25 protein-coding genes and 1 tRNA gene are annotated in these 25,866 nt (G+C 64.8%); 17 read left to right on the forward strand and 9 right to left on the reverse strand.

Going from position 1 to position 25,866, the window contains the following annotated elements:
* Positions 1 to 43: 43 nt before the first annotated feature.
* The 3 genes from AX725_RS12930 to AX725_RS12940 all read left to right on the forward strand — a co-directional run bounded on the left by AX725_RS12930 (position 44) and on the right by AX725_RS12940 (position 3,361).
* On the forward strand, positions 44 to 244 hold the full coding sequence (locus tag AX725_RS12930) for a DUF1192 domain-containing protein (RefSeq protein WP_066043999.1): 201 nt from the start codon (positions 44 to 46) through the stop codon (positions 242 to 244).
* Between the two features lie 271 nt (positions 245 to 515).
* On the forward strand, positions 516 to 2,855 hold the full coding sequence (gene clpA / locus AX725_RS12935) for an ATP-dependent Clp protease ATP-binding subunit ClpA (RefSeq protein WP_060979262.1): 2,340 nt from the start codon (positions 516 to 518) through the stop codon (positions 2,853 to 2,855).
* 113 nt (positions 2,856 to 2,968) lie between these two features.
* A complete protein-coding gene (locus tag AX725_RS12940; protein ID WP_060979257.1) occupies positions 2,969 to 3,361 on the forward strand; it encodes an acyl-CoA thioesterase in 393 nt (130 codons plus the stop codon).
* A 4-nt stretch (positions 3,362 to 3,365) separates the two neighbouring features.
* Here the strand turns inward: AX725_RS12940 and thpR are convergent, their stop codons facing one another.
* Complete coding sequence (thpR, locus tag AX725_RS12945; RefSeq protein ID WP_060979256.1) at positions 3,366 to 3,911, reverse strand: RNA 2',3'-cyclic phosphodiesterase; 546 nt, start codon at positions 3,909 to 3,911, stop codon at positions 3,366 to 3,368.
* A gap of 121 nt (positions 3,912 to 4,032) precedes the next feature.
* Between thpR and AX725_RS12950 the strand changes: the two genes are divergently transcribed.
* From AX725_RS12950 to AX725_RS12965, 4 genes are all read left to right on the forward strand, one after another.
* Positions 4,033 to 4,776 (forward strand): Bax inhibitor-1/YccA family protein, encoded by a 744-nt coding sequence (locus AX725_RS12950; RefSeq protein WP_060979255.1) that lies wholly within the window; start codon positions 4,033 to 4,035, stop codon positions 4,774 to 4,776.
* Positions 4,777 to 5,034: 258 nt separating this feature from the next.
* On the forward strand, positions 5,035 to 5,841 hold the full coding sequence (locus AX725_RS12955) for a hypothetical protein (RefSeq protein WP_156439006.1): 807 nt from the start codon (positions 5,035 to 5,037) through the stop codon (positions 5,839 to 5,841).
* A gap of 55 nt (positions 5,842 to 5,896) precedes the next feature.
* Positions 5,897 to 5,972, forward strand: a tRNA-Ala gene (locus tag AX725_RS12960).
* A gap of 109 nt (positions 5,973 to 6,081) precedes the next feature.
* On the forward strand, positions 6,082 to 8,859 hold the full coding sequence (locus tag AX725_RS12965; RefSeq protein WP_060979253.1) for a bifunctional diguanylate cyclase/phosphodiesterase: 2,778 nt from the start codon (positions 6,082 to 6,084) through the stop codon (positions 8,857 to 8,859).
* Between the two features lie 36 nt (positions 8,860 to 8,895).
* On the opposite strand, the gene AX725_RS12970 is transcribed toward AX725_RS12965, so the two are convergent.
* Positions 8,896 to 11,031 carry a PQQ-dependent dehydrogenase, methanol/ethanol family gene (locus AX725_RS12970; protein ID WP_060979252.1) on the reverse strand — a complete coding sequence of 712 codons (2,136 nt, stop codon included), beginning with the start codon at positions 11,029 to 11,031 and terminating at the stop codon, positions 8,896 to 8,898.
* Positions 11,032 to 11,192: 161 nt separating this feature from the next.
* Between AX725_RS12970 and AX725_RS12975 the strand changes: the two genes are divergently transcribed.
* The 4 genes from AX725_RS12975 to AX725_RS12990 all read left to right on the forward strand — a co-directional run bounded on the left by AX725_RS12975 (position 11,193) and on the right by AX725_RS12990 (position 13,715).
* Positions 11,193 to 11,570: a VOC family protein gene (locus AX725_RS12975; protein ID WP_060979251.1), complete on the forward strand. Its 378-nt coding sequence runs from the start codon at positions 11,193 to 11,195 to the stop codon at positions 11,568 to 11,570.
* A 142-nt stretch (positions 11,571 to 11,712) separates the two neighbouring features.
* Entirely contained in the window at positions 11,713 to 11,916 is a 204-nt protein-coding gene (gene rpmI / locus AX725_RS12980; protein WP_023837522.1) for a 50S ribosomal protein L35, read from the forward strand.
* Between the two features lie 43 nt (positions 11,917 to 11,959).
* Positions 11,960 to 12,322, forward strand: coding sequence for a 50S ribosomal protein L20 (rplT, locus tag AX725_RS12985; protein WP_023837523.1), 363 nt, complete (start codon positions 11,960 to 11,962; stop codon positions 12,320 to 12,322).
* A gap of 100 nt (positions 12,323 to 12,422) precedes the next feature.
* Positions 12,423 to 13,715, forward strand: coding sequence for a YfiM family lipoprotein (locus AX725_RS12990; RefSeq protein WP_060979250.1), 1,293 nt, complete (start codon positions 12,423 to 12,425; stop codon positions 13,713 to 13,715).
* Here the strand turns inward: AX725_RS12990 and AX725_RS12995 are convergent.
* A complete protein-coding gene (locus tag AX725_RS12995) occupies positions 13,712 to 14,254 on the reverse strand; it encodes a YceD family protein (RefSeq protein ID WP_060979249.1) in 543 nt (180 codons plus the stop codon). The two genes, AX725_RS12990 and AX725_RS12995, sit on opposite strands and share 4 nt — an antisense overlap.
* Positions 14,254 to 14,781: a ubiquinol-cytochrome C chaperone family protein gene (locus AX725_RS13000; RefSeq protein WP_060979248.1), complete on the reverse strand. Its 528-nt coding sequence runs from the start codon at positions 14,779 to 14,781 to the stop codon at positions 14,254 to 14,256. The genes AX725_RS12995 and AX725_RS13000 overlap by 1 nt, the downstream gene beginning before the upstream one ends.
* A 175-nt stretch (positions 14,782 to 14,956) precedes the next feature.
* Here AX725_RS13000 and AX725_RS13005 point away from each other — a divergent pair, with 175 nt between their 5' ends.
* Complete coding sequence (locus AX725_RS13005) at positions 14,957 to 15,457, forward strand: outer membrane protein assembly factor BamE (protein ID WP_060979261.1); 501 nt, start codon at positions 14,957 to 14,959, stop codon at positions 15,455 to 15,457.
* A 15-nt stretch (positions 15,458 to 15,472) separates the two neighbouring features.
* On the opposite strand, the gene AX725_RS13010 is transcribed toward AX725_RS13005, so the two are convergent.
* On the reverse strand, positions 15,473 to 16,786 hold the full coding sequence (locus AX725_RS13010; protein ID WP_060979247.1) for a hemolysin family protein: 1,314 nt from the start codon (positions 16,784 to 16,786) through the stop codon (positions 15,473 to 15,475).
* A gap of 216 nt (positions 16,787 to 17,002) precedes the next feature.
* Between AX725_RS13010 and AX725_RS13015 the strand changes: the two genes are divergently transcribed.
* Positions 17,003 to 17,683, forward strand: coding sequence for a YiaD family glycine zipper/OmpA-like lipoprotein (locus AX725_RS13015; RefSeq protein WP_099046536.1), 681 nt, complete (start codon positions 17,003 to 17,005; stop codon positions 17,681 to 17,683).
* 63 nt (positions 17,684 to 17,746) lie between these two features.
* Here AX725_RS13015 and AX725_RS13020 read toward each other — a convergent pair whose 3' ends face one another.
* From AX725_RS13020 to AX725_RS13030, 3 genes are read right to left on the reverse strand one after another with little or no spacing between them, the layout of a single operon-like run.
* Complete coding sequence (locus AX725_RS13020; protein ID WP_060979245.1) at positions 17,747 to 18,145, reverse strand: glyoxalase/bleomycin resistance/extradiol dioxygenase family protein; 399 nt, start codon at positions 18,143 to 18,145, stop codon at positions 17,747 to 17,749.
* A 4-nt stretch (positions 18,146 to 18,149) separates the two neighbouring features.
* Complete coding sequence (gene hemF / locus AX725_RS13025) at positions 18,150 to 19,004, reverse strand: oxygen-dependent coproporphyrinogen oxidase (protein ID WP_060979244.1); 855 nt, start codon at positions 19,002 to 19,004, stop codon at positions 18,150 to 18,152.
* Positions 19,005 to 19,031: 27 nt separating this feature from the next.
* Entirely contained in the window at positions 19,032 to 19,493 is a 462-nt protein-coding gene (locus AX725_RS13030; RefSeq protein ID WP_060979243.1) for a tRNA (cytidine(34)-2'-O)-methyltransferase, read from the reverse strand.
* Between the two features lie 271 nt (positions 19,494 to 19,764).
* Here AX725_RS13030 and petA point away from each other — a divergent pair, with 271 nt between their 5' ends.
* From petA to AX725_RS20955, 4 genes are all read left to right on the forward strand, one after another.
* Positions 19,765 to 20,319 (forward strand): ubiquinol-cytochrome c reductase iron-sulfur subunit, encoded by a 555-nt coding sequence (petA, locus tag AX725_RS13035; RefSeq protein ID WP_208598002.1) that lies wholly within the window; start codon positions 19,765 to 19,767, stop codon positions 20,317 to 20,319.
* 12 nt (positions 20,320 to 20,331) lie between these two features.
* Positions 20,332 to 21,627, forward strand: a complete 1,296-nt coding sequence (locus AX725_RS13040) for a cytochrome b (protein WP_060979241.1) — start codon at positions 20,332 to 20,334, stop codon at positions 21,625 to 21,627.
* A gap of 30 nt (positions 21,628 to 21,657) precedes the next feature.
* Complete coding sequence (locus AX725_RS13045) at positions 21,658 to 22,500, forward strand: cytochrome c1 (protein ID WP_060979240.1); 843 nt, start codon at positions 21,658 to 21,660, stop codon at positions 22,498 to 22,500.
* A gap of 472 nt (positions 22,501 to 22,972) precedes the next feature.
* Entirely contained in the window at positions 22,973 to 23,668 is a 696-nt protein-coding gene (locus tag AX725_RS20955) for a hypothetical protein (RefSeq protein ID WP_155645774.1), read from the forward strand.
* Between the two features lie 23 nt (positions 23,669 to 23,691).
* Here AX725_RS20955 and AX725_RS13050 read toward each other — a convergent pair whose 3' ends face one another.
* Positions 23,692 to 25,830: a transglycosylase domain-containing protein gene (locus AX725_RS13050; protein WP_060979239.1), complete on the reverse strand. Its 2,139-nt coding sequence runs from the start codon at positions 25,828 to 25,830 to the stop codon at positions 23,692 to 23,694.
* Positions 25,831 to 25,866 lie beyond the last annotated feature (36 nt).

Genomic DNA, 25,866 nt, shown 5'->3' on the forward strand with positions numbered 1-25,866 from the left:
CCCCATATTGACAGCTAAGGCACCGGGGTCAACAATAAGTCCCATGGAGCCCGACGAAAGCCTCGCGCGGTTGCGCGCAGATGCTGCCCAGAAACTGGGCGGCGAGGATATCGATGCCTATTCGCTGGACGAACTGGACGCGCGGATTGCGCTGTGCCGGGCCGAGATCGCCCGGTGCGAAGCGCGCAAGGCCTTTGCCGCGCAGCACCGGCTGAGCGCGGAAGCGCTGTTTCGCAAGAGCTGAGCACCGCCTGCAGGCTTTGAGCCCGAACGGCGCATCCGACATTCACGCAGGTGCCGTTCATCTGGCACGGCTCTTGCTGCGATTATTCGCGACGAGTGGCTTTGAGCCTGCTGGATTTGCCCGAATGCCGTCCTATATTGGTGCACGTGGAGCGCCCCGGAGTGGATAGGGGCAATGGCAAAGAGGCGCTTGACGATAAGGGGCCCGGCCCTTTTTTCCGGGCGAATTGAATAAGAAGGCGGGTATCTCGCCCGCTGCGGAGTATCGCAATATGCCATCCTTTGCCGAATCGCTGGAAAAGACGCTGCATCAGGCGCTGCACAATGCCGCCGATCGCCGTCACGAATATGCCACGCTCGAACATCTGCTGCTCGCACTGATCGACGATGCCGATGCCGCGCAGGTGATGCAGGCCTGCGGCGTGGACCTCGGCGAACTGGGCGATGCCGTCACCCATTATCTCGACAATGAGCTCGACTCGCTCAAGGTCGCCGAAAAGACCGACCCTGCGCCGACCTCCGGCTTCCAGCGCGTGGTCCAGCGTGCGATCCTGCACGTCCAGTCCTCGGGCAAGGATGTCGTCACCGGCGCGAACGTGCTGGTCGCATTGTTCTCCGAGCGCGAAAGCTATGCCGTCTATTTCCTGCAGCAGCAGGACATGAGCCGTCTCGATGCGGTGAGCTATATCAGCCACGGCATCGGCAAGGGCGGTCAGCCGGTCGAACAGCGTAGCGTGCGCGGGGCCGAGGAACCGCAGGAAGAGAAGCAGGACGCTGCCGCCAAGCAGAAGAAGGACAGCGCGCTCGACCAATTCACGGTCAATCTGAACGCGCGCGCCCAGGCCGGCAAGATCGATCCGCTGATCGGACGCGGGCCCGAGGTCGACCGCACCATCCAGATCCTGTGCCGCCGTTCGAAGAACAATCCGCTCTATGTCGGTGATCCCGGCGTCGGCAAGACGGCGATCGCCGAAGGTCTGGCGCGCAAGATCGTCGAGGGCGACGTTCCCGAAGTGCTGCAGAAGGCGGTGATCTATTCGCTCGACATGGGCGCGCTGCTCGCCGGCACGCGCTATCGCGGCGATTTCGAGGAGCGGCTGAAGCAGGTCGTCTCCGAGCTCGAGAAAATGCCGCACGCGGTGCTGTTCATCGACGAGATCCACACCGTGATCGGTGCAGGGGCCACCAGCGGCGGCGCGATGGACGCGTCGAACCTGCTCAAGCCTGCGCTGTCCAGCGGCACGATCCGCTGCATCGGATCGACCACCTACAAGGAGTTCCGCAATCATTTCGAAAAGGACCGCGCACTGCTGCGCCGGTTCCAGAAGATCGACGTGAACGAGCCGACGATCGAGGACACGATCAAGATCCTGAAGGGTCTGCGCACCGCGTTCGAGGATCATCACAAGGTCAAGTACACGCCCGATGCGATCAAGACCGCGGTCGAGCTGTCGGCGCGCTACATCAACGACCGCAAGCTGCCCGACAAGGCGATCGACGTGATCGACGAGGTCGGCGCGATGCAGATGCTGGTGCCGCCCGCCAAAAGGCGCAAGATCATCACCGCGCGCGAGATCGAGAGCGTGATCGCGACGATGGCGCGCATCCCGCCCAAGTCGGTGTCGAAGGACGACAAGAAGGTGCTCGAGCATCTCGAGCGCGACCTGAAGCGCGTCGTGTTCGGCCAGAACAAGGCGATCGAGGTGCTGTCGAGCGCGATCAAGCTCAGCCGCGCGGGCCTGCGCGATCCCGACAAGCCGATCGGCAACTATCTGTTCTCCGGCCCGACCGGCGTCGGCAAGACCGAGGTTGCCCGGCAGCTCGCGAACATCATGGGCATTCCGCTGCAGCGGTTCGACATGTCCGAATATATGGAACGCCATTCGGTCAGCCGGCTGATCGGCGCGCCTCCGGGCTATGTCGGCTATGATCAGGGCGGCCTGCTCACCGATGCGATCGACCAGCAGCCGCATTGCGTCCTGCTGCTCGACGAGATCGAGAAGGCGCACCCCGATCTGTTCAACATCCTGTTGCAGGTGATGGACAACGGCAAGCTGACCGACCATCACGGCAAGACCGTCGATTTCCGCAATGTCGTGCTGATCATGACGACCAATGCGGGCGCGGCGGACATGGCGCGCGAGGGCATCGGCTTTGGCGATGTCAGCCGCGAGGATGCGTCGGACGAGGCGGTGAAGAAGATGTTCACGCCCGAATTCCGCAACCGTCTCGATGCCATCGTGCCGTTCGGCTATCTGGGAACCGAGGTGGTCGCCCGCGTGGTCGACAAGTTCATCCTGCAGCTCGAACTGCAGCTCGCCGACCAGAACGTGCATATCCGGCTCGACCAGGAAGCGCGCGACTGGCTGTGCGAGCGTGGCTATGACCGGCTCTACGGGGCACGTCCGATGGCGCGGCTCATCCAGGAGAAGATCAAGCAGCCGCTGGCGGAAGAGTTGCTGTTCGGCAAGCTGGTCCAGGGCGGCGAGGTCAACGTCCATATGAAGGACGGCGCGATGGCCTTCGAGATCGTCCCCGCACCGCCCAAGGCGGCCAAGCCCAAGAAGGCGCGCGGTTCGGCGAAGAAGGAAAGCGATACCAACGCGGATTGAACGAAGGGCCCGGCTGGCGAGATGTCAGCCGGGCCTTTTCGTCCCGAGCCCTCCGGCGTGCCAGCCAGCCGAAGGGCCGGGACAAACGGCGATGGGAGCGTTAAGGCAGCCCCATGACCACCTTCTCCCTCCCCTTTACCGCCGCACCTGAGCACATCGACGAGCTCGGTCATGTCAACAATGCCGTCTGGGTGCAGTGGCTGCAGGAACTGTCGGTCGCGCATTGGAATGCGGCGGCGGACCCGGCGCATGTGGCCGCATATTTCTGGGTGATCGTGCGGCACGAGATCGATTACCGCGGCAATATCGGTTTGGGCGAGACGGCAATCGGCCGGACCTGGGTGCCCGGAACGCCCAAGGGCGCGCGCTTTGCCCGCCATGCCGCGTTCGCCGATGCGAACGGGCGCGACATCGTGACGGCCATCTCGACATGGGCGATGCTCGACAAGGCGACCGGACGCCCGGCGCGGGTCACGGCGGATATCGTGGCCGCCTTCCAGCCCTGATGCGTCAGCCGCGCAGCGGGAAGGCGGCGATCGTCTCGTAGACGCTGCCGTCATTCCCCAGATGGCTCTGCATCAGCCGCAGTTCGTCAAAGCCGAACAGGTCGCCGGGCAGGGGTGGCTGCGATGCCATCCAGGCGGCGACCCCTGCCGGATCGGGCGCGGTGCTGCGCGCGAAACGGGCGATCGTGACATGCGGCACATATTTGCGCGCTTCGGGCTCGAAGCCGGCGCGCACGCACAGCCGATCGAGCCGCGCGTGCAATGCCGCCAGCGGATCGCGCGGGGCGAGGCCAGCCCAGAGCTGATCGACCCGGCCCTTGCGGTCGAACCAGCCGAAACCGCTGAGCCCTGCCTCGATTCGCGCGAACCGTTCTGCGGCGAGCGCCATCATCAGCGCGTCTGCCCCGTGCCGGTCGGTCTCGCCGATGAAGCGCATCGTGGCATGCAACTGCGCGTCGCCTTGCCAGCGTGCCGCGCCCAGCCCCTGCATCCGGTCGAGCAGCAGCGCGCGAATGGCAATCGGAGGCACAAGGGCAAGGAACAATCGCATGGTAAGGATTGTATCGTAGCAAGGCGCGACGAACGGAAAACCGGTTTCGCTTGAAAATTCTGCCTTCAGGGGCGATATTGTGGCTATCCGGCAACAATGCCGGGCAAAGGAGACTCTTTCGATGGCTGACCGTTTTGATCCTCGCACGGCGGAGCGCATGCGCGCCGGTTCGATCAATGCGCCCGGCGGTGTTAGCGCGGCCCGGGACGAGGGCCTGCGCAAGTACATGCTGTCCATCTACAATTACATGACCAGCGGCATCCTGCTGACCGGCATCGTCGCGCTGCTGTTCGCCCAGTCGGGCATGGCCGCAGACATCATGTTCGGCCCGGGCCTGCTCAAGTACGTCATCATCTTCTCGCCGCTCGTGATCGTCCTGGCGATGAGCTTCGGCATGAACCGCTTCTCGACGCCCGCACTCCAGGCGATGTTCTGGGGCTTTGCCACGCTGATGGGCCTCAGCATGTCGACGATCTTCCTGGTCTATACCGGTGAGAGCATCGCGCTGGCCTTCTTCTCGACCGCTGCGGCGTTTGCGGGTCTGAGCCTGTTCGGCTATACCACCAAGAAGGACCTGACCGGCTGGGGCAGCTTCCTGATCATGGGCGTCGTCGGCCTGATCGTGGCGAGCGTGCTCAACATTTTCCTCAAGTCGTCGGTCATGGGCCTGGTCATCAGCTATGCCGCCGTCCTGATCTTCGCTGGCCTGACCGCCTATGATACCCAGAAGCTCAAGAGCCTGTACTGGCAGGTGGCGGGCAGCGACATGATGGGCAAGGTCGTGATCATGGGCGCGCTCAACCTGTATCTCGATTTCATCAATATGTTCCAGGCGCTGCTGAGCATCATGGGCAGTCGCGACTGATCTGTCCGGAAAAGCACTGGAACCCTGACAGCCCGGCGGATCCCCTTCCGCCGGGCTTTTCTTTTGCGCTTAAAAGGTTCACTCGGCTCGCCGCTCGAGCGACTCCGCTCATCCCGGCTTTTGGGTGGCTGTCGTCACCCAGCCTTTAACGGTTCACCGTTTTGGTGTTGAGATCGGCGCTTGGCGGGCATAAACCATGCCCATGAGAACGCGTGCGAGAGAGCCAAGGCCCCGCGCGTGCACCGGGAGACACTGAACATGGCACGTATGGCCCCCAGCCGTGCACTTCTGCTGGCCGTTACGGTCAGCCTTACCACCCTGATTTCGGCCTGTGGCGGCGCCAAGCCCGCCCCCGTCGCCGTCGCACCGCCGCCGCCCCCGGTTCCGGTCGCGCCGCCGCGCATGCCGACCCCGCCATCGAATGCCGTCACCGCCATGGCGATCCCGGGGCTGCGCGCCGACGGCCTGCGCGACACGCCGATGCGCGACATCGATGACAATGAAAAGCTCTGGTATTTCCGCGCCGCGTTCAACGTCGCCGCGCTCAATTGCCAGAACGCCGAGCATTTCCGGATCGCGGACGATTACAACCAGTTCCTCAAGACGCACAAGCGCGAGCTCGACCGGATCAACAGGACCGTCGAGGAGAAATATCGCAAGCGCTACGGCACCGGCTATGCGCGCATCCGCGATACCGAGAACACCCAGGTGTACAATTTCTTCGCCTTTCCCCCAGTCAAGAGCGATTTCTGCAATGCCGCGCTGATCCTGGGCCAGGAAGCGGTGGCACTGCCGTCGAAGGATCTGGTCGCCTTTTCGGTTCGCGCGCTGCCGACGCTCGAGGGCGTGTTCGACCGCTTCTATGCAAGCTACGAGAGCTACCAGAGCGACCTGCAGAAATGGATCGCGCTCTATGGCAGCCCCGAGATGCGGGCCGCCCAGGCCGCGCAGATGGGGCAGGCCCAGCCTGCCATCCAGCCGGCCTTGAACACCGCTCCTGGTGCTGCAACCCCGGCCAGCAACCCGCCGGTGCTGCCGACGATATTGCCGAGCAGCGGCGACTGATTTTTCCTCTGGATAGGCGCGGGGCGAACCATTATAGCCTCGCGTCACCGGATATGGGGCCGTAGCTCAGTTGGGAGAGCGCGTCGTTCGCAATGACGAGGTCAGGGGTTCGATTCCCCTCGGCTCCACCAGGTCCGATGGCGCTTGAGTGCACAGGCTTGCGTTACCGACACCGTGGCGTGCGGTTTGTTAACCACTTCCGGAATAGGACAGACTAGCTTTTTCCCCGGAGCTAGGCCCTTGTTCGATATCCTTTTCTGCATCCGCGACGATCATGACATCCGCTTTGTCGGACTGGCCGCCGCGATCTGCCTGCTGTCCACGATCACGGCGGTGCTGATGATCCGGCAGGCCCGGTCCGCTTCGGCGCGGGCGCGGCTGGGCTGGGCGGTGGCGGGCGGGTTCGCCACGGGCTTCGGCATCTGGTCGACGCATTTCGTCGCGATGCTCGGCTATGACCCGGGCATCATTGTCGGCTACGAGATCGCGCGGACCGCAGGGTCGCTGCTCGTGGTCCTGGCGACGACCATTGCCGCGATGCTCATCGCAACGCGCGGGCAGGGGGCAAGGGCGCTGGCCGCCGCGAGCGTGCTCGCCGGATCGGGCTTTGCCGCGATGCACTATGTCGGCATGGCCGCGCTCGAAATGCCCGCGCTCATCCGCTGGAACATGGGCTATCTGGCGCTGTCGGTCGCTCTTGCCATCGTGCCGCTCTATCCGGCGCTGGCGCTCGCGCGCCGCCGCACCAGCCTGGCTTCGGGCCTTTCTGCGGCGCTGATCATGACCGGCGCGATCGTGGGCTTGCATTTTTCGGGCATGACCGCGATCGATCTGGTGCCTTCGCGCATCGAGGGTTCGCGCGCGCTGCTCTCGCCGACGACCATGTCGATCCTCATCACGCTGGCCTCTGCCTGCCTGCTGATGCTGTGCCTTAGCGGCCTCGTCATCGCGCGGCGGACCCGGGCGGCGATCCGCGCGAGCGAGATGCAGTTCGGCGCGCTGATCAAGGGCATTTCGGACTGTGCGATCTACATGCTCGATGCCGAAGGTCGGGTCGCCAACTGGAATGCCGGTGCGCAGCGGCTCAAGGGCTATCGGCCGGAAGAGATTGTCGGCAAGCCGCTTTCGAGCTTTTACCTGCCCGAGGAACGCGCAGATGGCGTGCCCGAACGGGCGCTCGTCACCGCGCGCGAGACGGGCAAGTTCAGCGGCGAAGGCTGGCGCGTGCGCAAGGACGGAACGCGCTTCTGGGCGCAAGTGACGATCGAGCGCTTCTGCGACGAATCGGGCAGGCTGCTCGGCTTTGCCAAGATCACCCGCGACATCACCCGGCTGAAGGAAGACCAGGACCGCATCGCCGAAGCCCGTCGCCACCGCGATGCTGCGCTCGACCATATGCACCAGGGGCTGTGCCTGTTCGACGCCAGGGGACGGCTGGTGCTGGCCAACCGGCGCTTTGCCGAAATGTGGGGCCTGGGCAACGACCAATGCCCGCCCGGAACCGGCGCGCTCGACGTTCTGCGCACCGCGCTGGCCGCGCGCACCGGCGAGGCGACCGCCGAATCGCAGCTGGCCAGGATCTGGGCGCGGCTGGAAGATTCGCTGCGCGACCCCAGCCTGCCGCCCTTCGTGCTCGAGCTCGACGAGGACCTGATCGTCGCGATGTCGAGCCGCAGCATGGCCGATGGCGGCTGGGTGACCACGATCGAGGACATTACCGCACGGCGGCGTTCCGAAGAGCAGATCGTGCACATGGCGCTGCACGACGGGCTGACCGGACTGCCCAACCGCACCAGCTTCAACCAGTGGCTCGATGGCGAACTGGCCCAGGCCGCGGTGCAGCGGGGACAGGTGGCGGTGATCGCGATCGATCTCGACCGGTTCAAGGAGATCAACGACACCCATGGCCATGCCGCAGGGGACCGGGTGCTGCAGCAGATCGGCACCGGTCTGGCCGAGGTGCTCGAGCGCGGCGAGATTGCCGCACGCGTCGGCGGCGACGAATTCGCCGTGGCCAAGCATTATACCGATCCGGCAGAGCTCGAGGGCTTCGTCGCGCGGATCAGCGCGTCGCTCGCGCCGGGCGAGGGGGAGGCCGCGAGTGTCGGCGCGAGCTTCGGCATCGCCACCTATCCGGGCGATGCGCAGGGCCGCGAATCGCTGCTCAACAATGCCGACCTCGCGATGTACCGCGCCAAGGCCAGCCCCGGCGAGACGATCTGCTATTATCAGGCAGGCATGGACGAGGACGCGCGGCATCGCCGCCAGATCGCCAACGAACTGCGCCACGCGCTGGCGCGCGACGAGTTCCGGCTGCTCTATCAGCCGCAGCGCTCGCTGCGCACGCACCAGATCAGCGGTTACGAGGCGCTGCTGCGCTGGAAGCATCCGCGGCTGGGCCATATCTCGCCGATGGAGTTCATTCCCATCGCCGAACAGACCGGCGAGATCATCAAGATCGGCGAATGGGTGCTGCGCGAGGCCTGCCGGGAGGCGGCGAGCTGGACCAGCCAGGACAAGGTGGCGGTGAACCTCTCACCCGTGCAGCTGCTCCAGCCCGACCTGCCCGAAATGGTCACGTCGATCCTGATGGAAACCGGCCTGGCACCGCGCCGGCTAGAGCTGGAGATCACCGAGACCGCGCTGATCACCGAAAAGACGCGCGCGCTGCACAGCCTCAGGCGGATCAAGGCGCTGGGCGTTTCGGTCGCGATGGACGATTTCGGCACCGGCTATTCGTCGCTCGATACGCTGCATTCCTTCCCGTTCGACAAGATCAAGATCGACAAGTCCTTCCTGCTGCAATCCGGCGAGAGCCCGCAGGCTCAGGCGATCATCCGCGCGGTGCTGGCGCTCGGGCGCTCGCTCGGCATTCCGGTGCTCGCCGAAGGGGTCGAAACGCTCGACCAGCTCAAGCTGCTGGTCGATGAAGGTTGCGACGAGGCGCAGGGCTATCTGTTCGGTCGCCCGGCAGCGATGCAGTCCGCGTCCGAGGAACAGACCGCGCTGCGCGCGTGATGGAGGCGGCGGGCCCGAAGCCCCGCCACCGCCCCGTCACTTCATCGCGACCTTCTTCGACATCAGCGCCTTGTCCTCGTTGGCGCGGGCGATGACATACTGGCGGATGCTGTCGATCTCGCCCTTCGACATGACCGGCGCGAAGCTGACCATGCCATTGTCCTTGAGCGCACCGTCATGGACGATCATCTGCCAGTTTTCGGCGCTGGAGAGCGTGCCCGAATAGCGAAGGTCCGGGATGATGCCGCCCCGGCCCGAGGCCTGGACCGCCGCATCGCCATGACAGACGGTGCAATAGCGGCCATAGAGCTGCGCACCGCCCTGCACGACATCGGCCGCAGCCGTCAGACCCGGCGGATCGAGCGGCAGCGCGTCGGCGGCGGGCATCGCGGGCAGCTTGCCCTTGCCGCCCAGCTTGAACACCAGCAGCCGCGAGATGTTGCGCACCGGGCCCGACATGTCGCTGAGCACGCCGGCGGTGATCGGCCACGCGCCGCCCCATCCGGCGAGCACCGCGACATATTGCTCGCCGTCGATGCTGTAGGTCATCGGCGCTGCGACCACGCCGGTCTGCGCCTCGAAGCTCCACAGGTTCTTGCCGCTCGCCGAATCATAGGCGACGAAATTGCCCATGGCATTGCCCTGGAACACGAGGCCGCCCGCCGTCGCCAGCACGCCGCCGTTCCACGGACCGCCCAGTGTCACGCGCCAGCGCTCCTTCTGCGCCACCGGATCCCAGGCGATCAGCACGCCCTTGGTGGCCTTTTTCGCGGCCTCGCGCACCGCATTGTCAGCAGGCATCGCGTTGTTCGCGGTGTCCATGCCGACATTGAAGCCGATCTTGGAGGGCTTCCAGCCGGCGGCCGGGATATAGGGATAGCTGGTGATCTGCGCCGGGATGAAGACGAGCTTCTGCTTCGCGTCATAGGCCATCGGGTGCCAGTTGTGCGCGCCCAGCGGGCCGGGCGAGACGATGAAGGGCTTGCCGGTCTTGTCGACGCGCGCCGCCGGGTTCTCGATCGGGCGGCCGGTTTTCTGATCGATCCCCGTCGCCCAATTGACCGGCACGAAATTGTTGGCGGAGATGAACTCGCCGGTCGTGCGGTCGATCACGTAGAAAAACCCGTTCTTCGGCGCCTGCATCAGCACCTTGCGCGTCTTGCCGTCGATTTCCAGGTCGGCGAGCATGATATGCTGCGTGGCGGTATAGTCCCAGGTCTCGCCCGGCGTGGTCTGGTAGTGCCAGGCATATTCGCCGGTCTTCACCTTGATCGCGACGATCGAGGACAGGTACAGATTGTCGCCGCCGCCGGGCGACCGATAGGCCTGGTTCCAGGGGCTGCCGTTGCCGACGCCGACATAGAGCAGCCCGAGCTCCGGATCATAGGCCATCGCGTCCCACACGGTTCCGCCGCCGCCGATATTCCAGTATTCGCCCTTCCAGCTGGTCTCGGCGGCTTTCAGATACTCCGCCTCGTTGGCGCCGGGCCGGTCGGGCACGGTGTAGAATTTCCACAGCTGCTTGCCGGTCGCGGCATCATAGGCGGCGACGAAACCGCGCACGCCGAATTCCGCGCCGCCATTGCCGATGATGACCATGCCGTCGATCACGCGCGGCGCGCCGGTGATGGTGTACGACTTGTCCTGATCGACCGTGACCTTGCTCCAGATCTCGCGGCCCGTGCCGCGATCGAGCGCGATCAGCCGGCCGTCGAGGGTGCCGAGGAACAGCATGTTGCCCCAGGCGGCGAGGCCGCGATTGACGACGTCGCAGCACGCCTTGACCCCGGTTTCGCCGGGCACCTTGGGGTCATAGTCCCAGAGCGGCTTGCCGGTGGTGGCGTCGAACGCCTTGACCTTGGACCAGGCCGTCGTGACGTAGATCTTGCCGTCGATCACCAGCGGCGTCGCCTCCTGGCCGCGCGCGGTGTCAAGATCGGCATACCAGGCCAGGCCCAGCTCGCCGACATTGCCGGTATTGATCTGGTCGAGCGGGCTGAAGCGCTGCTCGTCATAGGTGCGGCCATAGCTCAGCCATTCGCCGCCATCGGCCTTGATGATCCTTGCGCCGTCGATTCCCGTGGTGTCGGTCGCCCTGTTGTCGTCCGCCCCGCCCGAACAGGATGCCACCAGCAGCGCCAGCGCCGCTCCCACAGCCGCTTTCAGCCTCATCGCCTCGATCCTCTCTCCATGCGCCCAGCCGCTTTTGTCTTGACCTTTGGCGGCCAATGGCTGTCTTTCTCGCAACCGGATATTGACGGGGGCCAGACGGCTTGTCCATGGTGATTTAACCACTCGGTTAAGAGCTGGCCGATCAACAACAGGAGAGTTCCATGTTTTCACACGTCATGCTGGGCGCGGACGATATTGACGCGTCCAAGGCGTTCTACGATGCGACCATGGCTGCGCTGGGCGGCAAGCCCGGAATGGTCGACCCCAAGGGCCGCGTCATCTACATGAACAATGGCGGGCTGTTCCTGCTGACCAAGCCGATCGACGGCCAGCCGGCGAGCTGCGGCAATGGCAGCACCATCGGCTTTGCGGCCAGCTCCACCGAAGCCTGCGATGCATGGCACGCGGCCGGCCTGGCGCATGGCGGTACCGCGATCGAAGACCCGCCGGGCGTGCGCGAAGGCGCAGGGATGAAGCTGTATCTCGCCTATCTGCGCGATCCCGCCGGCAACAAGATCTGCGCGATGCACCGGCTCTGATCGGATCATGGCCACCTGGCGGGATTCTGTGCCTTGCAATTGGCGCAGAATCCCGCTAGGCGCGCACGCCTCCGAATAAGCGGGCTGGCTGGTTATGGGCTGCCATGTTCGCTTGATGCGGATTTCCAAAAAGGAGACCAAAATGCCCAAGCTGAAGACCAAGAGCGGCGTCAAGAAGCGCTTCAAGCTCACCGCCACCGGCAAGGTGAAGCACGGCGTCGCTGGCAAGCGCCACCGGCTGATCAGCCACAATGCCAAGTATATCCGCCAGAATCGCGGCACCAGCGTCATTTCGGACGCCGATGCCAAGACCATCAAGAAATGGGCGCCCTACGGCCTGGGTTGATCCCGCCGGACCCCTTCTCTCGATTTTCACAAGGATATAACTCATGGCACGCATCAAACGGGGTGTTACCACCCGCGCCAAGCACAAGCGCATTCTCGCCCAGGCGAAGGGCTATTATGGCCGTCGCAAGAACACCATCCGCATCGCCCGTCAGGCCGTCGAAAAGGCAGGTCAGTATGCCTATCGCGACCGCAAGGCCAAGAAGCGCAATTTCCGCGCTCTGTGGATCCAGCGCATCAACGCCGCGACCCGCATGGAAGGCCTGACCTATGGCCGCTTCATGCACGGCCTGAAGCTCGCCGGTATCGAACTCGACCGCAAGGTCCTTGCCGATCTCGCGATGAACGAGGGCGAAGTGTTCAAGGGTCTCGTCAAGCAGGCACAGGCAGCTCTGCCCGCCGCCTGATCCGGCACCTTTATCGGTTCAACGCAATAAGCGCCGAAGTCCTCGCGATTTCGGCGCTTTTTGCTTGCGCAGGCGCGGCCTACCCCCACAAGGCCGCAAGATGACCCCCGCAGCACCGCCACCGCGCACGCGCTCCCGCTGGACGTTGGTGCTGCGCCTGCTGGCGCTGGTGATGCTGGTCGCGGTCTTTCTGGCGATCGATGGAAAGCCGCTGGTCGGCCCGCCGGTCCCGCCCGATGCGCGCAGCATCGCTCTGGCGCGCGGCATCGCCAAGCAGGTCGCGGGGCAGAATGCCGTCGCGGGCGCGCGCGAGACGATCGTCCTGGGACAGCGCGAGCTCGACGGCTTTTCGGCCATGGCGAGCCAGGTGATCGCGCCGAGCCGGGCCGAGGCACGGCTGATCGCACCCCCGGGACGCGCCGCTGCGCCGCCCGGACTCGTGCTGCGGCTGAGCCGCAGCCTGCCGCTGGGCGCGTGGCTGAACATCGAGGCGAGGGCGCACAGCACCGGCGCAGGCCGGGGGCTGCCGACCGTGCGCGCCAGCATAGGCCATCTGCCGGTTCCGGCCTGGCTGATGCGATGGCTGATCGGTCAGGCCTGGTCGATCGCCCAGCCCGACATGCCCGATCCGCCGACGCTCGAGGAGACATTGCTGCAGGTGCAGATCGCGCCGAAAGCCGTGCGTGTCGTGCTGATCAATCCCGGGCGCAACGCGGCGCTCGCGGGCCTCGCGCAACTGGGCGGCACGGCCAGCGATCCGCGCTGGGTGGCGCGCGCCTATTGCGCGCTGTCGCGCCATGCCGATCCCGATCTGGCCGTCATCGTCCGCCGCGCCTGGCAGCTGGAGCGTCCGGCGGAGCTCGGCCCGGCCGAACAGAATCGCGGTCTGCTCCTTGCGGTCGCGATGCGGACGGTGCCCGAATATCGCGATCGTCTCGCCGGGGCGTCGCTGCCGCTGGTGAGCGGATGCTCCCCGCCCGACGACCCGGTCGCGCTGGCAGGGCGCGCCGATCTCGCCAAGCACTGGGCGCTCTCCGCCGCGCTGGGGGCGAGCCTGGGCGGTCAGGCGGCGCAGTCGCTGGGTGTGTTCAAGGAACTGTCGGATAGCCTCAAGGGCGGATCGGGCTTTTCGTTTGTCGATCTCGCTGCCGACCGTTCGGGCGAACGCTTCGCCCGCGCCGCGACCAATGCGCAGCTTGCCCGCTTCCTCCAGACCCGGCTGGCGGCAGTGACCGACGATCAGCTGCTACCGGGCGAGGCGCTGGACAGGCCCGAGGGCCTGGATGCCGGGCTGTTCGAGCGCACCTATAGCAGCATCGATTCGCCCGAATATGCGGCGGCTGTGGCCGCAATCGATCAGCTGCTCGACAATATCGGCGTGCCCAAGCCCTAGCTCTTGGTGTCCTGGCCCTTTTTCAACGCCTGCAGCGCCGCGAAAGGCCCGCTCGCTTCGGGCGTGGAGAGGCCGTATTCGGCGCGCGCGGCATCGGCATTCGGCCCTTCGGCATAAGGATCGATCTCGAGCGCCAGCGTCTGCGCGATCGCCTCGCCCAGATCGATGCTGCTGCCCGAATAGGCGATGGTATCGAGATCGTCGCTGCTGAGCTCGATCTCCTCTCCGGCATCGGCGAGGGCTGCTTCATATTCGGCTTCGGGCACGAAGCGCAGCCGATAGTCCGAAGCAATGCGCACCGGGAAATCCTCGCCCGAAATCGCGCAGGACTGGACCAGCGCCGCCTCGATCCGTCCCGAGACATCGACACCCGAGGCGCGCTCCTCGATGCTGGCGGTCGCGCTGAGCGAAGCGATCGAGACGATATCGAACCGGCGCGCGAGCGCAGCACGCTCCGCCTCATCGGCGCTCAGCTCGACGATCTGCCGGGGAATGGCGCGCAGATCGACGGGGCGCGAAAATTCGGTCGGCTCCTGCATCAGAAGCTCCCCTGCATGATCGTAGTCGCCGGAAGGGCGCGAAGCCGCGCATAAAGCTGCGCCAGATGATCGGCCGTGGCGGTGACGGCGGCGTCGTCGACCGGGGCATCGCGATAGAGGTTGCGGCGCAGCGCCTGGGCGAGCTGGTCGCCATTGCCGCTGGCCAGCGCCTCGCGATAGGCCCCCAGCCGTCCGCCCAGCGCGCTCATCATCTTGCCGATATGCTTGCCGACGACGAGATCGCCGACGCCGTTCTGGCGCAGTTGCCCGTCCATATCGTCGACGAACAGTTCGGCAAGGAACACCGAGAACTGGCGAACCTGCGGGTCGGTATCGTCCTGCTCCAGCCGCAGCAGCACGGCGGCGAGCACCATGGTCACCGCTTCGAACCGGCCGTCGACGCTGTCCTCGACCTTTCCGTCCAGATACCAATAGGGGTCGCGGCCCATGGCGATGATGCGGTCATAGGCTGCGCGCGCGATCTCGCGCGGGTCCTTGCGGCTGAACAGGCGGGAGAGGACGGACATGGGGCGTGTGATATCCTGCAGGGAAATCGCGGCGTTAAGCCACAATTCATTGGCCACTTGTGATGCAGCGGCTTAGTGCATATTGAGGCGCCAACGGCAAGTTGCAAGACATGCGGCATGGCTTGCGCCTGACAGCATCGCGCCGCAGACATCGCGGATAGACCGCCAAGGAATGATGATGACCAGCAAAGCTCCGACCTCTCGCGCGACCCGGTTTTCGCGCCCCCGCGCTGCTTTGCTGGTGGCGATGGCAGCGCTGCCGCTGCTGGCGGGATGCGGCCAGCTGCGCGGGCATCAGGGTTTCATCTATGACCAGACGCTGGCGGGCCAGATCCTGCCGGGCGTCGACAACCGCCAGTCGGTCGAACGCACGCTGGGCCGCCCGACCTTTACCGGCCAGTTCAGCGACAGCGAGTGGTATTATTTCGCGCGCGACACGCGCCAGCTCGCCTTTGCCAATCCGCGTCCGACCGCGCAGCAGGTGATGCGCGTCAAGTTCGATGCCGCCGGCAATGTCGCGGCGGTCGATTTCACCGGGCTCGATCAGGTTGCGAAGATCGATCCCGAAGGCGAAAAGACGCCGACGCTCGGCCGCAAGCGCACTTTCTTCCAGGATCTGTTCGGCAATATCGGCGCGGTGGGTGCGCCGGGCGCGGGCGCAGGCGCACCGCAATAAGCGCGTCGCCGCCGGTCAGTCGCTTTCGGCGATCCGGCTGACCAGCAGCTTGTCGACCTTGCGATTGTCCATGTCGACAATCTCGAACCGCCAGCCCTGATCGTTGAACACCTCGCCCTCCTTGGGCAGGTGGCGCAGGCAGTGCAGCACATGGCCGGCCGTTGTCGCGTAATCGCGGTCTTCGGGCAGCGAGATGCCGAGGCGTTCGGCCATGGCGTCGGCGGGCAGCGCGCCCGAGATCAGCAGGCTGCCGTCGGCGCGTTCGACCACCATCGGCGAATCACCCTCGCCCTGATCCGACGCGAAATCGCCGACCAGTGCCTGCAGCAGGTCGGCGGGCGTCACCAGCCCTTCGAAATGGCCATATTCGTCATGGACGAGCGCCATCGGCACCTCGCCCTTTTGCAGCACTTTCAGCGCATCCATCGCATCAACGCGGTCGGGGACGATTGGAGCAGGTCGCGCGAGCGCGGCCAGATCGAGCGGCGCGCCCTCGATGATCGCGGTCAGCAGGTCGCGCACGGTGACGATGCCGATAATCGCGTCGACCGAACCATTGGCGACGGGCAGGCGGCTGTGCGGCGAATCCGCCATGATCCGGCGCAGATCGTCAAGCCCGGCATCGGCGGGCAGCCAGTCGACCTCGGTGCGCGGTGTCATCACCTCGCGCACCGGACGGTCGGCGAGGCGGACCACGCCCGAGATGATCGCGCGTTCGGATTCCTCGATCACGCCTGATTTGGTCGCCTCGGCGAAGATCATCTGCAGCTCTTCGGCGGTGACGATATTTTCCGATTCGCGGTTCAGCCCGAGCAGGCGGAAGATCAGCGCGCTCGATCGGTCGAGCACCCAGACCAGCGGGGCCGCGCCGCGCGCCATCAGGTCCATCGGGATCGCCATGATGACCGCCAGTTCCTCGGCCTTGCGCAGCGCGAACTGCTTGGGCACCAGCTCGCCGATCACCAGCGACAGATAGGTGGTCACGCCGATGACCAGCGCAAAGCCGACGCTGTCGGCAATATCGGCGGGCACTCCGACCAGCGCCAGCCGCTCACCGACCGGAGCGCCGAGGCTCGCGCCCGAATAGGCCCCCGCCAGAATGCCGATCAGGGTGATGCCAATCTGCACGGTGGAAAGGAACTTGCCCGGATCGGACCCCAGCTTGAGCGCAGTGCGCGCGCCGTTGCTGCCGTCGCGCGCCATCGCTTCCAGCTTGGCGTTGCGCGCCGAGACGATCGCAAGCTCGGACATAGCGAAAACGCCATTGAGCACGATCAGCGCCAGGATGATGACGACATCGAGCCAGGGAAAGGGGGGAAGAGGGTCCATCGGGCCTTACAGGGTTAAGCGTGCACCCTATATCGTGCGCGCGCGCGGTGTCACGTGCTTTCGCACCTGCAACCAGACCCGCAAACGGGCTGGGCGTTCCCGGAAATTAAACGATGTTACATTCAGGTTCGGGAACCATTCAGCCGCGAAACCGAATAAGCGGATGAGACGCAGCGACGCGTCTGCACGATGAAAGACTTTTCGCGGGAGCTTATGATGAACAGCAAGACCATCCGTATCGCGGCCTTTGCGGGCCTGGCCAGCCTGGCACTCGGTGCCTGCGTGACCGATCCGGAGACCGGCCAGCAGCGCATCAGCAAGTCCGCGATCGGCGGCATCGGCGGCGCGCTCGGCGGCTATCTGCTGGGCGATATCGTCGGTGGTCGCCGCGACCGGACCGAAAAGATCGTGGGCGCGGGCATCGGCGCGGTGGCCGGTGCAGGCATCGGCTATTATCTCGACCAGCAGGAGCGCGAACTGCGCCAGAAGACCGCTGGCACCGGCATCGACGTCGTCCGCGACGGCGACAGCCTGCTGCTCAACATGCCGAGCCAGGTGACCTTCGATGTCGACAGCTCGGCGGTGAAGCCCGAGTTCCGCAACACGCTGAACGATGTCGCGTCGACCCTGGTCCAGTACGAGAGCACCTATATCGACGTGTACGGCCATACCGATTCGACCGGCAGCGACTCATATAACCAGACGCTGTCCGAACGCCGTGCACAGTCGGTCGCAAGCTATCTGTCTACCCGCGGCGTCCAGTCGGCGCGCCTGGCGACGCGCGGCTTTGGCGAATCGCAGCCGGTTGCATCGAATACCACCGAGGATGGCCGCGCCCAGAACCGCCGCGTCGAGATCCGCATCGTCCCGGTGACCCAGGCCGATGTGAACGGCTGATAGCCAACTCCATTCCCGCAAGAGGGGCGCGCGCTGCACCAGCGGCCGCACCCCTTTTTGCGTTTACCCCGCAAAGAAATTGAGCTCGAGCAATACCCCGTTCGGGTCGAGCGTGAACAGCTGCTTGAGGCCGATCGCCTCGACTTCGTTGACCCGAAAGTCCGCGCCGCGCGCCTCCAGCCGGGCGACCATCGCGGGATAATCCCGGCAGCGGAAGGCGACATGGTGGATCGATCCGGTCGGCCCGGGGGTGACCGCGCGGTCATAGGTGCGCGGGCAGTCGGTGCTGTTGATATGCACCACCGCGTTGCCCGCAGCGTCATGCGCCCAGCGGGCATTGTCGGGCGTCAGCGGCGGCGGCGCGAGGCGGATCTCGAGCTCGAGCAGCTCGGCATAGAAGCGTGCGGTGCCCATGAGATCATCGGTGATGATGTTGACATGGTCGAGCCGCTCGATCGTCATCGGCTCATTCCCAGACCGCTTCGGGCGGCAGGCTCATCAGGATGGCGTCGATATTGCCGCCGGTCTTGAGGCCGAACAACGTGCCGCGATCGTGGATCAGGTTGAATTCGGCATAGCGGCCGCGCCAGACCAGCTGCTGGTGCTTTTCGGCCGGCGAAAAATCCTGGCCCATCCGCCGGCGCACCAGCGCGGGGAAAATGTCCAGAAACGCGCGGCCAACATCCTGGGTGAAGGCGAAATTCGCGTCGAACGCGGCTTCGTCCGGGCATTCGAGATGATCGTAGAAGATGCCGCCGACGCCGCGGTGCACGCCTCTGTGGGGGATATAGAAATAGTCGTCGGCCCAGGCCTTGAACTTCGCATGATAGTCGGGATTGTGCTTGTCGCACGCTGCCTGCATCCGGGCGTGAAAATCGTCCGTATCTTGCGCGTAAGGCAGCGGCGGGTTGAGATCGGCTCCACCGCCGAACCATGCCTTGGTGGTCACAAGAAAACGGGTGTTCATATGCACCGCAGGCACGTGCGGATTCGACATATGGGCGACCAGGCTTATTCCGGTCGCAAAGAAGCGCGGGTCCTCGCCCGCGCCGTGGATCGATTTGGCGAATTCCTCGCTGAACCGGCCCTCGACAGTCGACACGTTGACGCCGGCCTTTTCGAACACCTTGCCCTTGATCAGCCCGCGAACCCCGCCGCCGCCGGGCGTTCCGTCCGCCTCGGTGCGTTCCCAGGGGGTATATTCGAAGCTCGCGTCGCTGCCTGCCTCACGTTCGATCGCGGTGAATTCGGCGCAGATCGCGTCGCGCAGGCTTTCAAACCACGCGCGGGCCTTGGGCTTCTGTTCGGTCCAGTCAGTCATCGCGCTCCCCTAGTTGGTGATGGCCGATCATGCCTCACCCAGTCTTCGTGTCTGCCGCAGCGCCTCGCCCAGCGCAATCCCGGTCGCGACCGATATGTTCAGCGATCGGACACCCGCGGTCATCGGAATGGTGGTCTGCAGGTCGCAGGCGTCGCGCACATGATCCGGAACGCCTGCGCTTTCCGAGCCCATCAGCAGGATGTCATTGTCCTGGAACGCGGTGCGGTAGATGCTTGTGCTGGCCTTGCTGCTCATCAGCACGAGCCGCGCGCCGCTGTCGCGCGCGAACGCCTGGAAGCTCGGCCAGTCGGCATGGCGGGTCATCTCGGCCAGGGGGCCGTAATCCATCGCCGCGCGCCTCAGCCGCTTGTCGTCGAACACGAAGCCGCAAGGCTCGATGATCTCCACCGGCACCGCCAGGCAAGCGGCCAGGCGGAGAATGGCTCCCACATTTCCGGCGATTTCGGGTTGGTACAGGGCAATGCGCATCGCCCCTTCATAGCGCGCGCGGCGCGGCTGTCACCTGTCCTGCTCGGTCCGGCGCGTGCACGGCACGGCATAACGGCGCAGAATCGGCGCTATGATGCTGCGGCGCGCCAATTTCCCTGTTGGCAAGATGACGATTTTGCGTCTATCAGGCCCGCAATCATGCGGACGGGCCAGGGGCGAAGCCGTGCCATGCCGCTTCCTATATCGATAAAAAACGTATCCTTTTCAATAACTTGAGGGTCAGGTTAGCGACATGGCAGAACAAGTCACGATGAATCAAGATGGCACCGCTGCCGTCGAATCCGATGGCGTGCGTCGCCGCGATTTCATCAACATCGCCGCGGTCAGCTTTGCTGGCGTCGGTGGCGCATCGGTGCTGATCCCGCTGATCACGCAGATGGCGCCCAGCAAGGACGTGCTGGCGCAGGCCTCGACCGAGGTCGATGTCTCGGCGGTGCAGCCGGGCCAGGCGATCAAGACCGTGTGGCGAAAACAGCCCATGTTCATCCGCAACCTGACGCCGGAAGAAATCGCCGCAGCCGACAAGGTCGACGTGGCGTCGCTGCGCGATCCGCAGTCGCTCGCCGACCGCACGCTGCCGGGCAAGACCAACTGGCTGGTGACGCTGGGCGTCTGCACGCATCTCGGCTGCGTGCCGCTGGGCGCGGCCGCCGGTGAGGTGAAGGGCGAATTCGGCGGCTATTTCTGCCCGTGCCATGGTTCGCATTATGATACCGCCGCGCGCATCCGCAAGGGTCCGGCGCCGAAGAACCTTGAAGTGCCGGAATATGAATTCCTGTCAGACACTGTCATCAAGATCGGTTGAGGAGCATAGATCATGAGCTTTTCCTGGGCCAAGCACTACGAACCCAAGTCCGATCTGACCAAATGGCTGGATGAGCGCCTGCCGCTCCCCCGTCTGGTCTATGGTGCGATCGGCGGCGGCTATCCCGTGCCGCGCAATCTCAATTATTTCTGGAATTTCGGCGTGCTCGCCGGCATCGCGCTGGTCATCCAGATCGTGACCGGCATCATCATGGCGATGCACTATGCGCCCAACGCGCTGGTCGCCTTCGATTCGACCGAACATATCATGCGCGACGTGAACTGGGGCTGGATGCTGCGCTATGCGCACGCCAACGGCGCCAGCTTCTTCTTCATCGTCGTCTATATCCATATCTTCCGCGGCCTCTATTTCAGCTCGTACAAGGCGCCGCGCGAAATGATCTGGCTGCTCGGCCTGGTCATCTTCCTGCTGATGATGGCGACCGCCTTCATGGGCTATGTGCTTCCCTGGGGCCAGATGAGCTTCTGGGGTGCCAAGGTGATCACCGGCCTGTTCGGCGCCATTCCGCTGGTCGGCGAACCGATCCAGACATGGCTGCTTGGTGGCTTCGCCCCCGATAACGCCGCGCTGAACCGCTTCTTCTCGCTGCACTATCTGCTGCCGTTCGTCATCGCCGGTGTCGTCATCCTGCACATCTGGGCGCTGCACATTCCGGGTTCGTCGAACCCGACCGGCGTGGAAGTGAAGTCGGAATCGGACACCGTGCCGTTCCATCCCTATTACACCGCGAAGGACGGTTTCGGCCTGGGCGTGTTCCTGATCCTGTTCTGCTCGGTGCTGTTCTTTGCGCCGAACGCACTGGGTCACCCGGACAACTACATCCCGGCCAACCCGCTCTCGACCCCGGCGCACATCGTCCCCGAATGGTATTTCTGGCCGTTCTACGCGATCCTGCGCGCCTTCACCTTCGACTTCTTCATCGTGCCGGCCAAGCTGCTCGGCGTGCTGGCGATGTTCGCATCGATCCTGCTGCTGTTCTTTCTGCCCTGGCTCGATCGCTCGCCCGTCCGTTCGGGCAACTATCGCCCGCTGTTCCGCACCTTCTTCATCATTCTGGTGCTGGACGTGCTGCTGCTCGGCTATCTCGGCGGTGCACCGGCTGAAGAACCCTATGTGATGCTCAGCCAGCTGGCTTCGGCTTATTATTTCGCACACTTCCTGATCATCCTGCCGATCATCTCGAAGATCGAAAAGCCCAAGCCGCTGCCCTTCTCGATCACCGAAGCGGTGCTCGGCAAGGACAGCTCCGGCACGGTTGGCGGCCCTGCGCTGCAGCCGGCCGAATAAGCCCTGACGCTAAAAGGAAAGTCATTCGACATGATTCGCATTGGTGCATTTTTGGTCGGGCTGTTCTTCAGCGGCTGGCTGCTGGTGTCCTTCGGAGTTGGCGCGGCCGCCTATATCAGCGAGCCGCCCCAGCCGACGGCAGAACATGAATTCCACCTCCACCCCAAGAAGCTGGCGCTGAGCAGCGATGGCCCGATGGGCAAGTTCGACCGCCAGCAGCTGCAGCGCGGTTTCCAGGTCTACAAGGAAGTCTGCTCGGCCTGTCACTCGATGCGTCTGGTCGCGTTCCGCAACCTGACCGAGCTCGGTTACACTGAGGACGAGGTGAAGGCGATTGCGGCCAACTGGGCAACCCAGACCCCGTCGATCGATCCGGCCACGGGCGAGCCGACCACGCGCAAGCCGTTGCCGCAGGACTATATCCCTTCGCCGCACGCCAACGAGACGGCAGCCCGTGCCGCCAACAACAACGCTCTGCCGCCTGATCTTTCGCTGATCACCAAGGCGCGTCACGGCGGTGCAGCCTATGTCTATTCGCTGCTGACCGGCTATCAGGATCCGCCGGCGGAACTCGCCAAGAAGTTCCCCGACGCGATGCCGGGACCGGGCCTCAACTATAACCCCTATTTCGCGAACCTGAACATCGCGATGGCCAACCCCCTGGGCAGCGACGGCATCGTCACCTATTCGGACGGCACCAACGCCACCCGCGAACAGATGGCCAAGGACGTCGCCGCATTCCTGGTGTGGACCGCAGAGCCCACGCTGGAAAAGCGCCACCAGACCGGCTGGGCCGTGCTGATCTTCCTGATCATCGCGACGGGCCTCGGCTATATGGCCTATCGCAACGTCTGGGCGGGCGTGAAGCACTGAGCTTCTGACACGCTGATAGACTGACAACCGATCCGGCCCGGCAGCGCAAGCTTCCGGGCCGGATTGCGTTTGCGGGGAGCGGGAACGCGCCACTCTCCCCTCTCCCCCACGAGGGTTGGACAGAGGCAAGTGGCTCTGTCCACGGTTGCGAAGCCTTCTGAGCGCAGCGAATTAGGCGAAGCTGGGAGAGGGGGTCACGCACGCACGCGGCCGTAATAGCGGGGCCTTCGACAGGCTCAGGCTGAGCGGAGGTGGGAGGGGCGGCGTTCAAGCTGTCCTCGAACAAACCGGCCGTTCGGAAAACGACCCCGTTTCTGTCTCTACCGGCTGATCGCAAGCTTGCCCTTCCCGGACGCTCGCTCGCTAGCTTGTAACGGTGGCACCGAGTTGAAGCCCAGTCCCTCAACCTTGGCTCCAAGCAACATCCCACACACCGCTTGCGAGAGCAGGTCGATTCAGAGAAAGATGCCTCATGGCATTCCTCGCTCTGTTCTTTGCTCTCGTTACGGTGGCCACGGTCGATACCCAAAGTGAGGCCGCACCAGCTAGTGATGAGGTGCGACCATCAAGTGCTTGTCGCTATGATTTGGCGGTCCGCACCAGTAATGCTGCTCGCTCATGGAACGACTTTGAGTTTGATACCCAGAAGCTTGGCGGGCCCATGTGGTACAACTCTCGAGGGTGTTATGTCCAAGCCGTTGAGGCTGCCCGCGATTATCTCGCCACAGGGCCGCTGCTGACAACCCGCCAGCACGCGATCACGACCTTCCACATGTCTCGCAATCTCGCGCGTTCCGGAGCAGATTCTGGTACGCGCGCAGCCGCAGCGTTGCTGGCGGCTGCATCCCGACGAGCGGATCAGCCTCCAGATGCCGCGCTTGATTGGAACACATATGTAACTGGGTTTACCGCCTACCTAACGGGCGATCGCGCTACTCTGGAACGCGCGCGAGATGCGTTGATAGCAGCAGGTGGCGAGGGCAACATGATAAATGCAGCAGTCTTGGCGCGAGCAGCCCGTTGCATCGAGCGCCCGTTTCTGGATGTCGAGACAAGCGAGGAATGCAGCGCGCAGCAGCCGGATCGCGAGATACGGCCGTCACCCGAAAGCTCCTATTCGCCTGCCCACCCTTCAGCAGCCACTACCGTCACCAACGCTCGCCGCTGAAACCGGACGCGCGTCGCCCCATCCTACTGCCCTTCATCCTCATCGCGCAACCTCGGCGCCACCCGATCCTCCTGCGGGTTCGGCGGAGGCCTGCGCACCGGGGGCCTGGGTTCGGCCTGGCGGACCTGCGGGCGTTGCGGTGGCGTGTCCCGGCCCAGCGCGCGGTCGATGAAATTCTCGTCGAGCCGTTCGGGCTGTTGCGCTTCGCCGGGGATGCCGCCGCCGGTCTGGGGCGGGCTGATGCCTTCGCCCTGGCCCACCGGATTGCCGTTCTCGTCGATGAAGATCACGTCGTCGGGTGAGCCGAAATAGGCCTCGTCATCGGGTTCCAGTTCGGATTCGGGCAGGGTGAGTTCGGTCTCGAACGGCTCGATCTTGCGCTTGGCGACCGCAACTTTCATGAACGCGGCAAAGGCGCGCGCGGGCGCGGTGCCGCCCTGCAGGCCGCCGACGGGTCTTGCATCGTCGCGGCCCATCCACACGCCGGTGGTGATCCCGCTCGAAAAGCCCAGGAACCAGCCATCCTTGTTGCTGTTAGTCGTGCCGGTCTTGCCCGCGACCGGCCGCCCGATCTGCGCCGCGCGGCCGGTGCCGACATTGACGGCGGTCTGCAGCAGATCGGTCATGCCCGCAGTGACATAGGGGGGCACGAGCACCTGGCTCATGTCCGCCTCGTGCTGGTAAAGCAGCTCGCCCTTGCCCGTCGTGACCTTGGTGATGCCATAGGGCGCGATCGCGACGCCGCCCGAGCTCACCCCGGCAAAGGCGCGCACCATGTCGATCACGCGCACTTCGGACGATCCCAGCACCATCGAGGGCAGCGTCGTGATCGGCGTGGTGATGCCGAAGCGGCGCGCCATGTTGGCGATCGTGCTGGTGCCGACATCCTCGCCGATGCGCGCGGCGACGGTGTTCTTCGAATAGGCAAAGGCGGTGCGCAGCGAGATGTCGCCGGCATAGCTGCCGCCGCTGTTGCGCGGGGTCCAGCCGCCGATGGTGATCGGCGCGTCGGTGACGATGTCCTCGGGCTTGTAGCCTGCCTCGAGCGCGGCCATGTAGACGAACAGCTTCCAGGCCGATCCCGGCTGGCGCAGCGCGCTGACCGCGCGGTTGTAATTGGAGGTGACGTAATCGGTGCCACCGACCATCGCGCGGACCGCGCCGTCGCGGTCGAGCGCGACCAGCGCACCCTGCGCGCCGCCGGGGACATAGGCTTGGATCGCGTTGGTGCCCGCGCGCTGCATATTGAGGTCGAGCGTCGTCCACACGACGATCGGCTCGTCATTGTCCTCGATCAGCGTATCGAGCTGCGGCAGCGCCCAGTCGGTGAAATAGCGCACCGAATTCTGGCCCTTTTCCGGCGCGAACTTCACCGCGTCCAGATCGGCCTCGGCGGCTTGCGCGGGCGTGATCGTGCCGACATCCTGCATCACCTGCAGCACCACGCCGGCGCGGCCGATCGCGGCCTCGCTGTCGGCGGTGGGCGAATAGCGCGACGGCGCCTTCACAAGACCTGCGATGATCGCCGCCTCGGCGAGCGACAGCGTGGTCGCATCATGGTTGAAGAACTTGCGCGAGGCGGAATCGACGCCATAGGCGCCGCCGCCGAAATAGACCTTGTTGAGATAGAGCTCGAGAATCTGGTCCTTGCTGAACTTCTGCTCGAGCGCGAGCGCGAGTATGCCCTCGCGAATCTTGCGGGTGTACGAGCGGCTGTTGCTGAGGAAGATGTTGCGCGCCAGCTGCTGCGTGATCGTCGATGTCGCACGCAGCCGTCCGCCGCCGCTCGCAGTCGTGAAGATCGCGCGGCCGATGCCGATCACGTCGACGCCGGGATGATAGGCGAAGCGCCGGTCCTCGACCGAGATCATCGCATCCTTCATCACCTGCGGGATGTCTTCGATGTCGAGCCATTCGCCGAAGCTGGGGCCGAGCTGCATGATCTCGGTCCCGTCGGCGGCCTTGACCAGGATCATCTGGCCATTGGGCGAGGATTTGAGATCGTTGAAGCTGGGCAGCGAGCCCATCACCGTCGCCACCGCGACGACCAGCGCGATCAGCCCGAAAAAGCTGGTCGCGGCACCGATCTTGACGATGCGCCAGAACCAGAGGCGGGCCCCGCTTCTGGGTGCGGCCGTGCCGCCCTTGTCTTTCACCGCCATGCCAGATTGGCCCCTGTGTTCCCTGCTGCGTGCCGC

The organism is Blastomonas sp. CCH9-A1 (assembly GCF_001557175.1).
Lineage (GTDB): Bacteria > Pseudomonadota > Alphaproteobacteria > Sphingomonadales > Sphingomonadaceae > Blastomonas > Blastomonas delafieldii_A.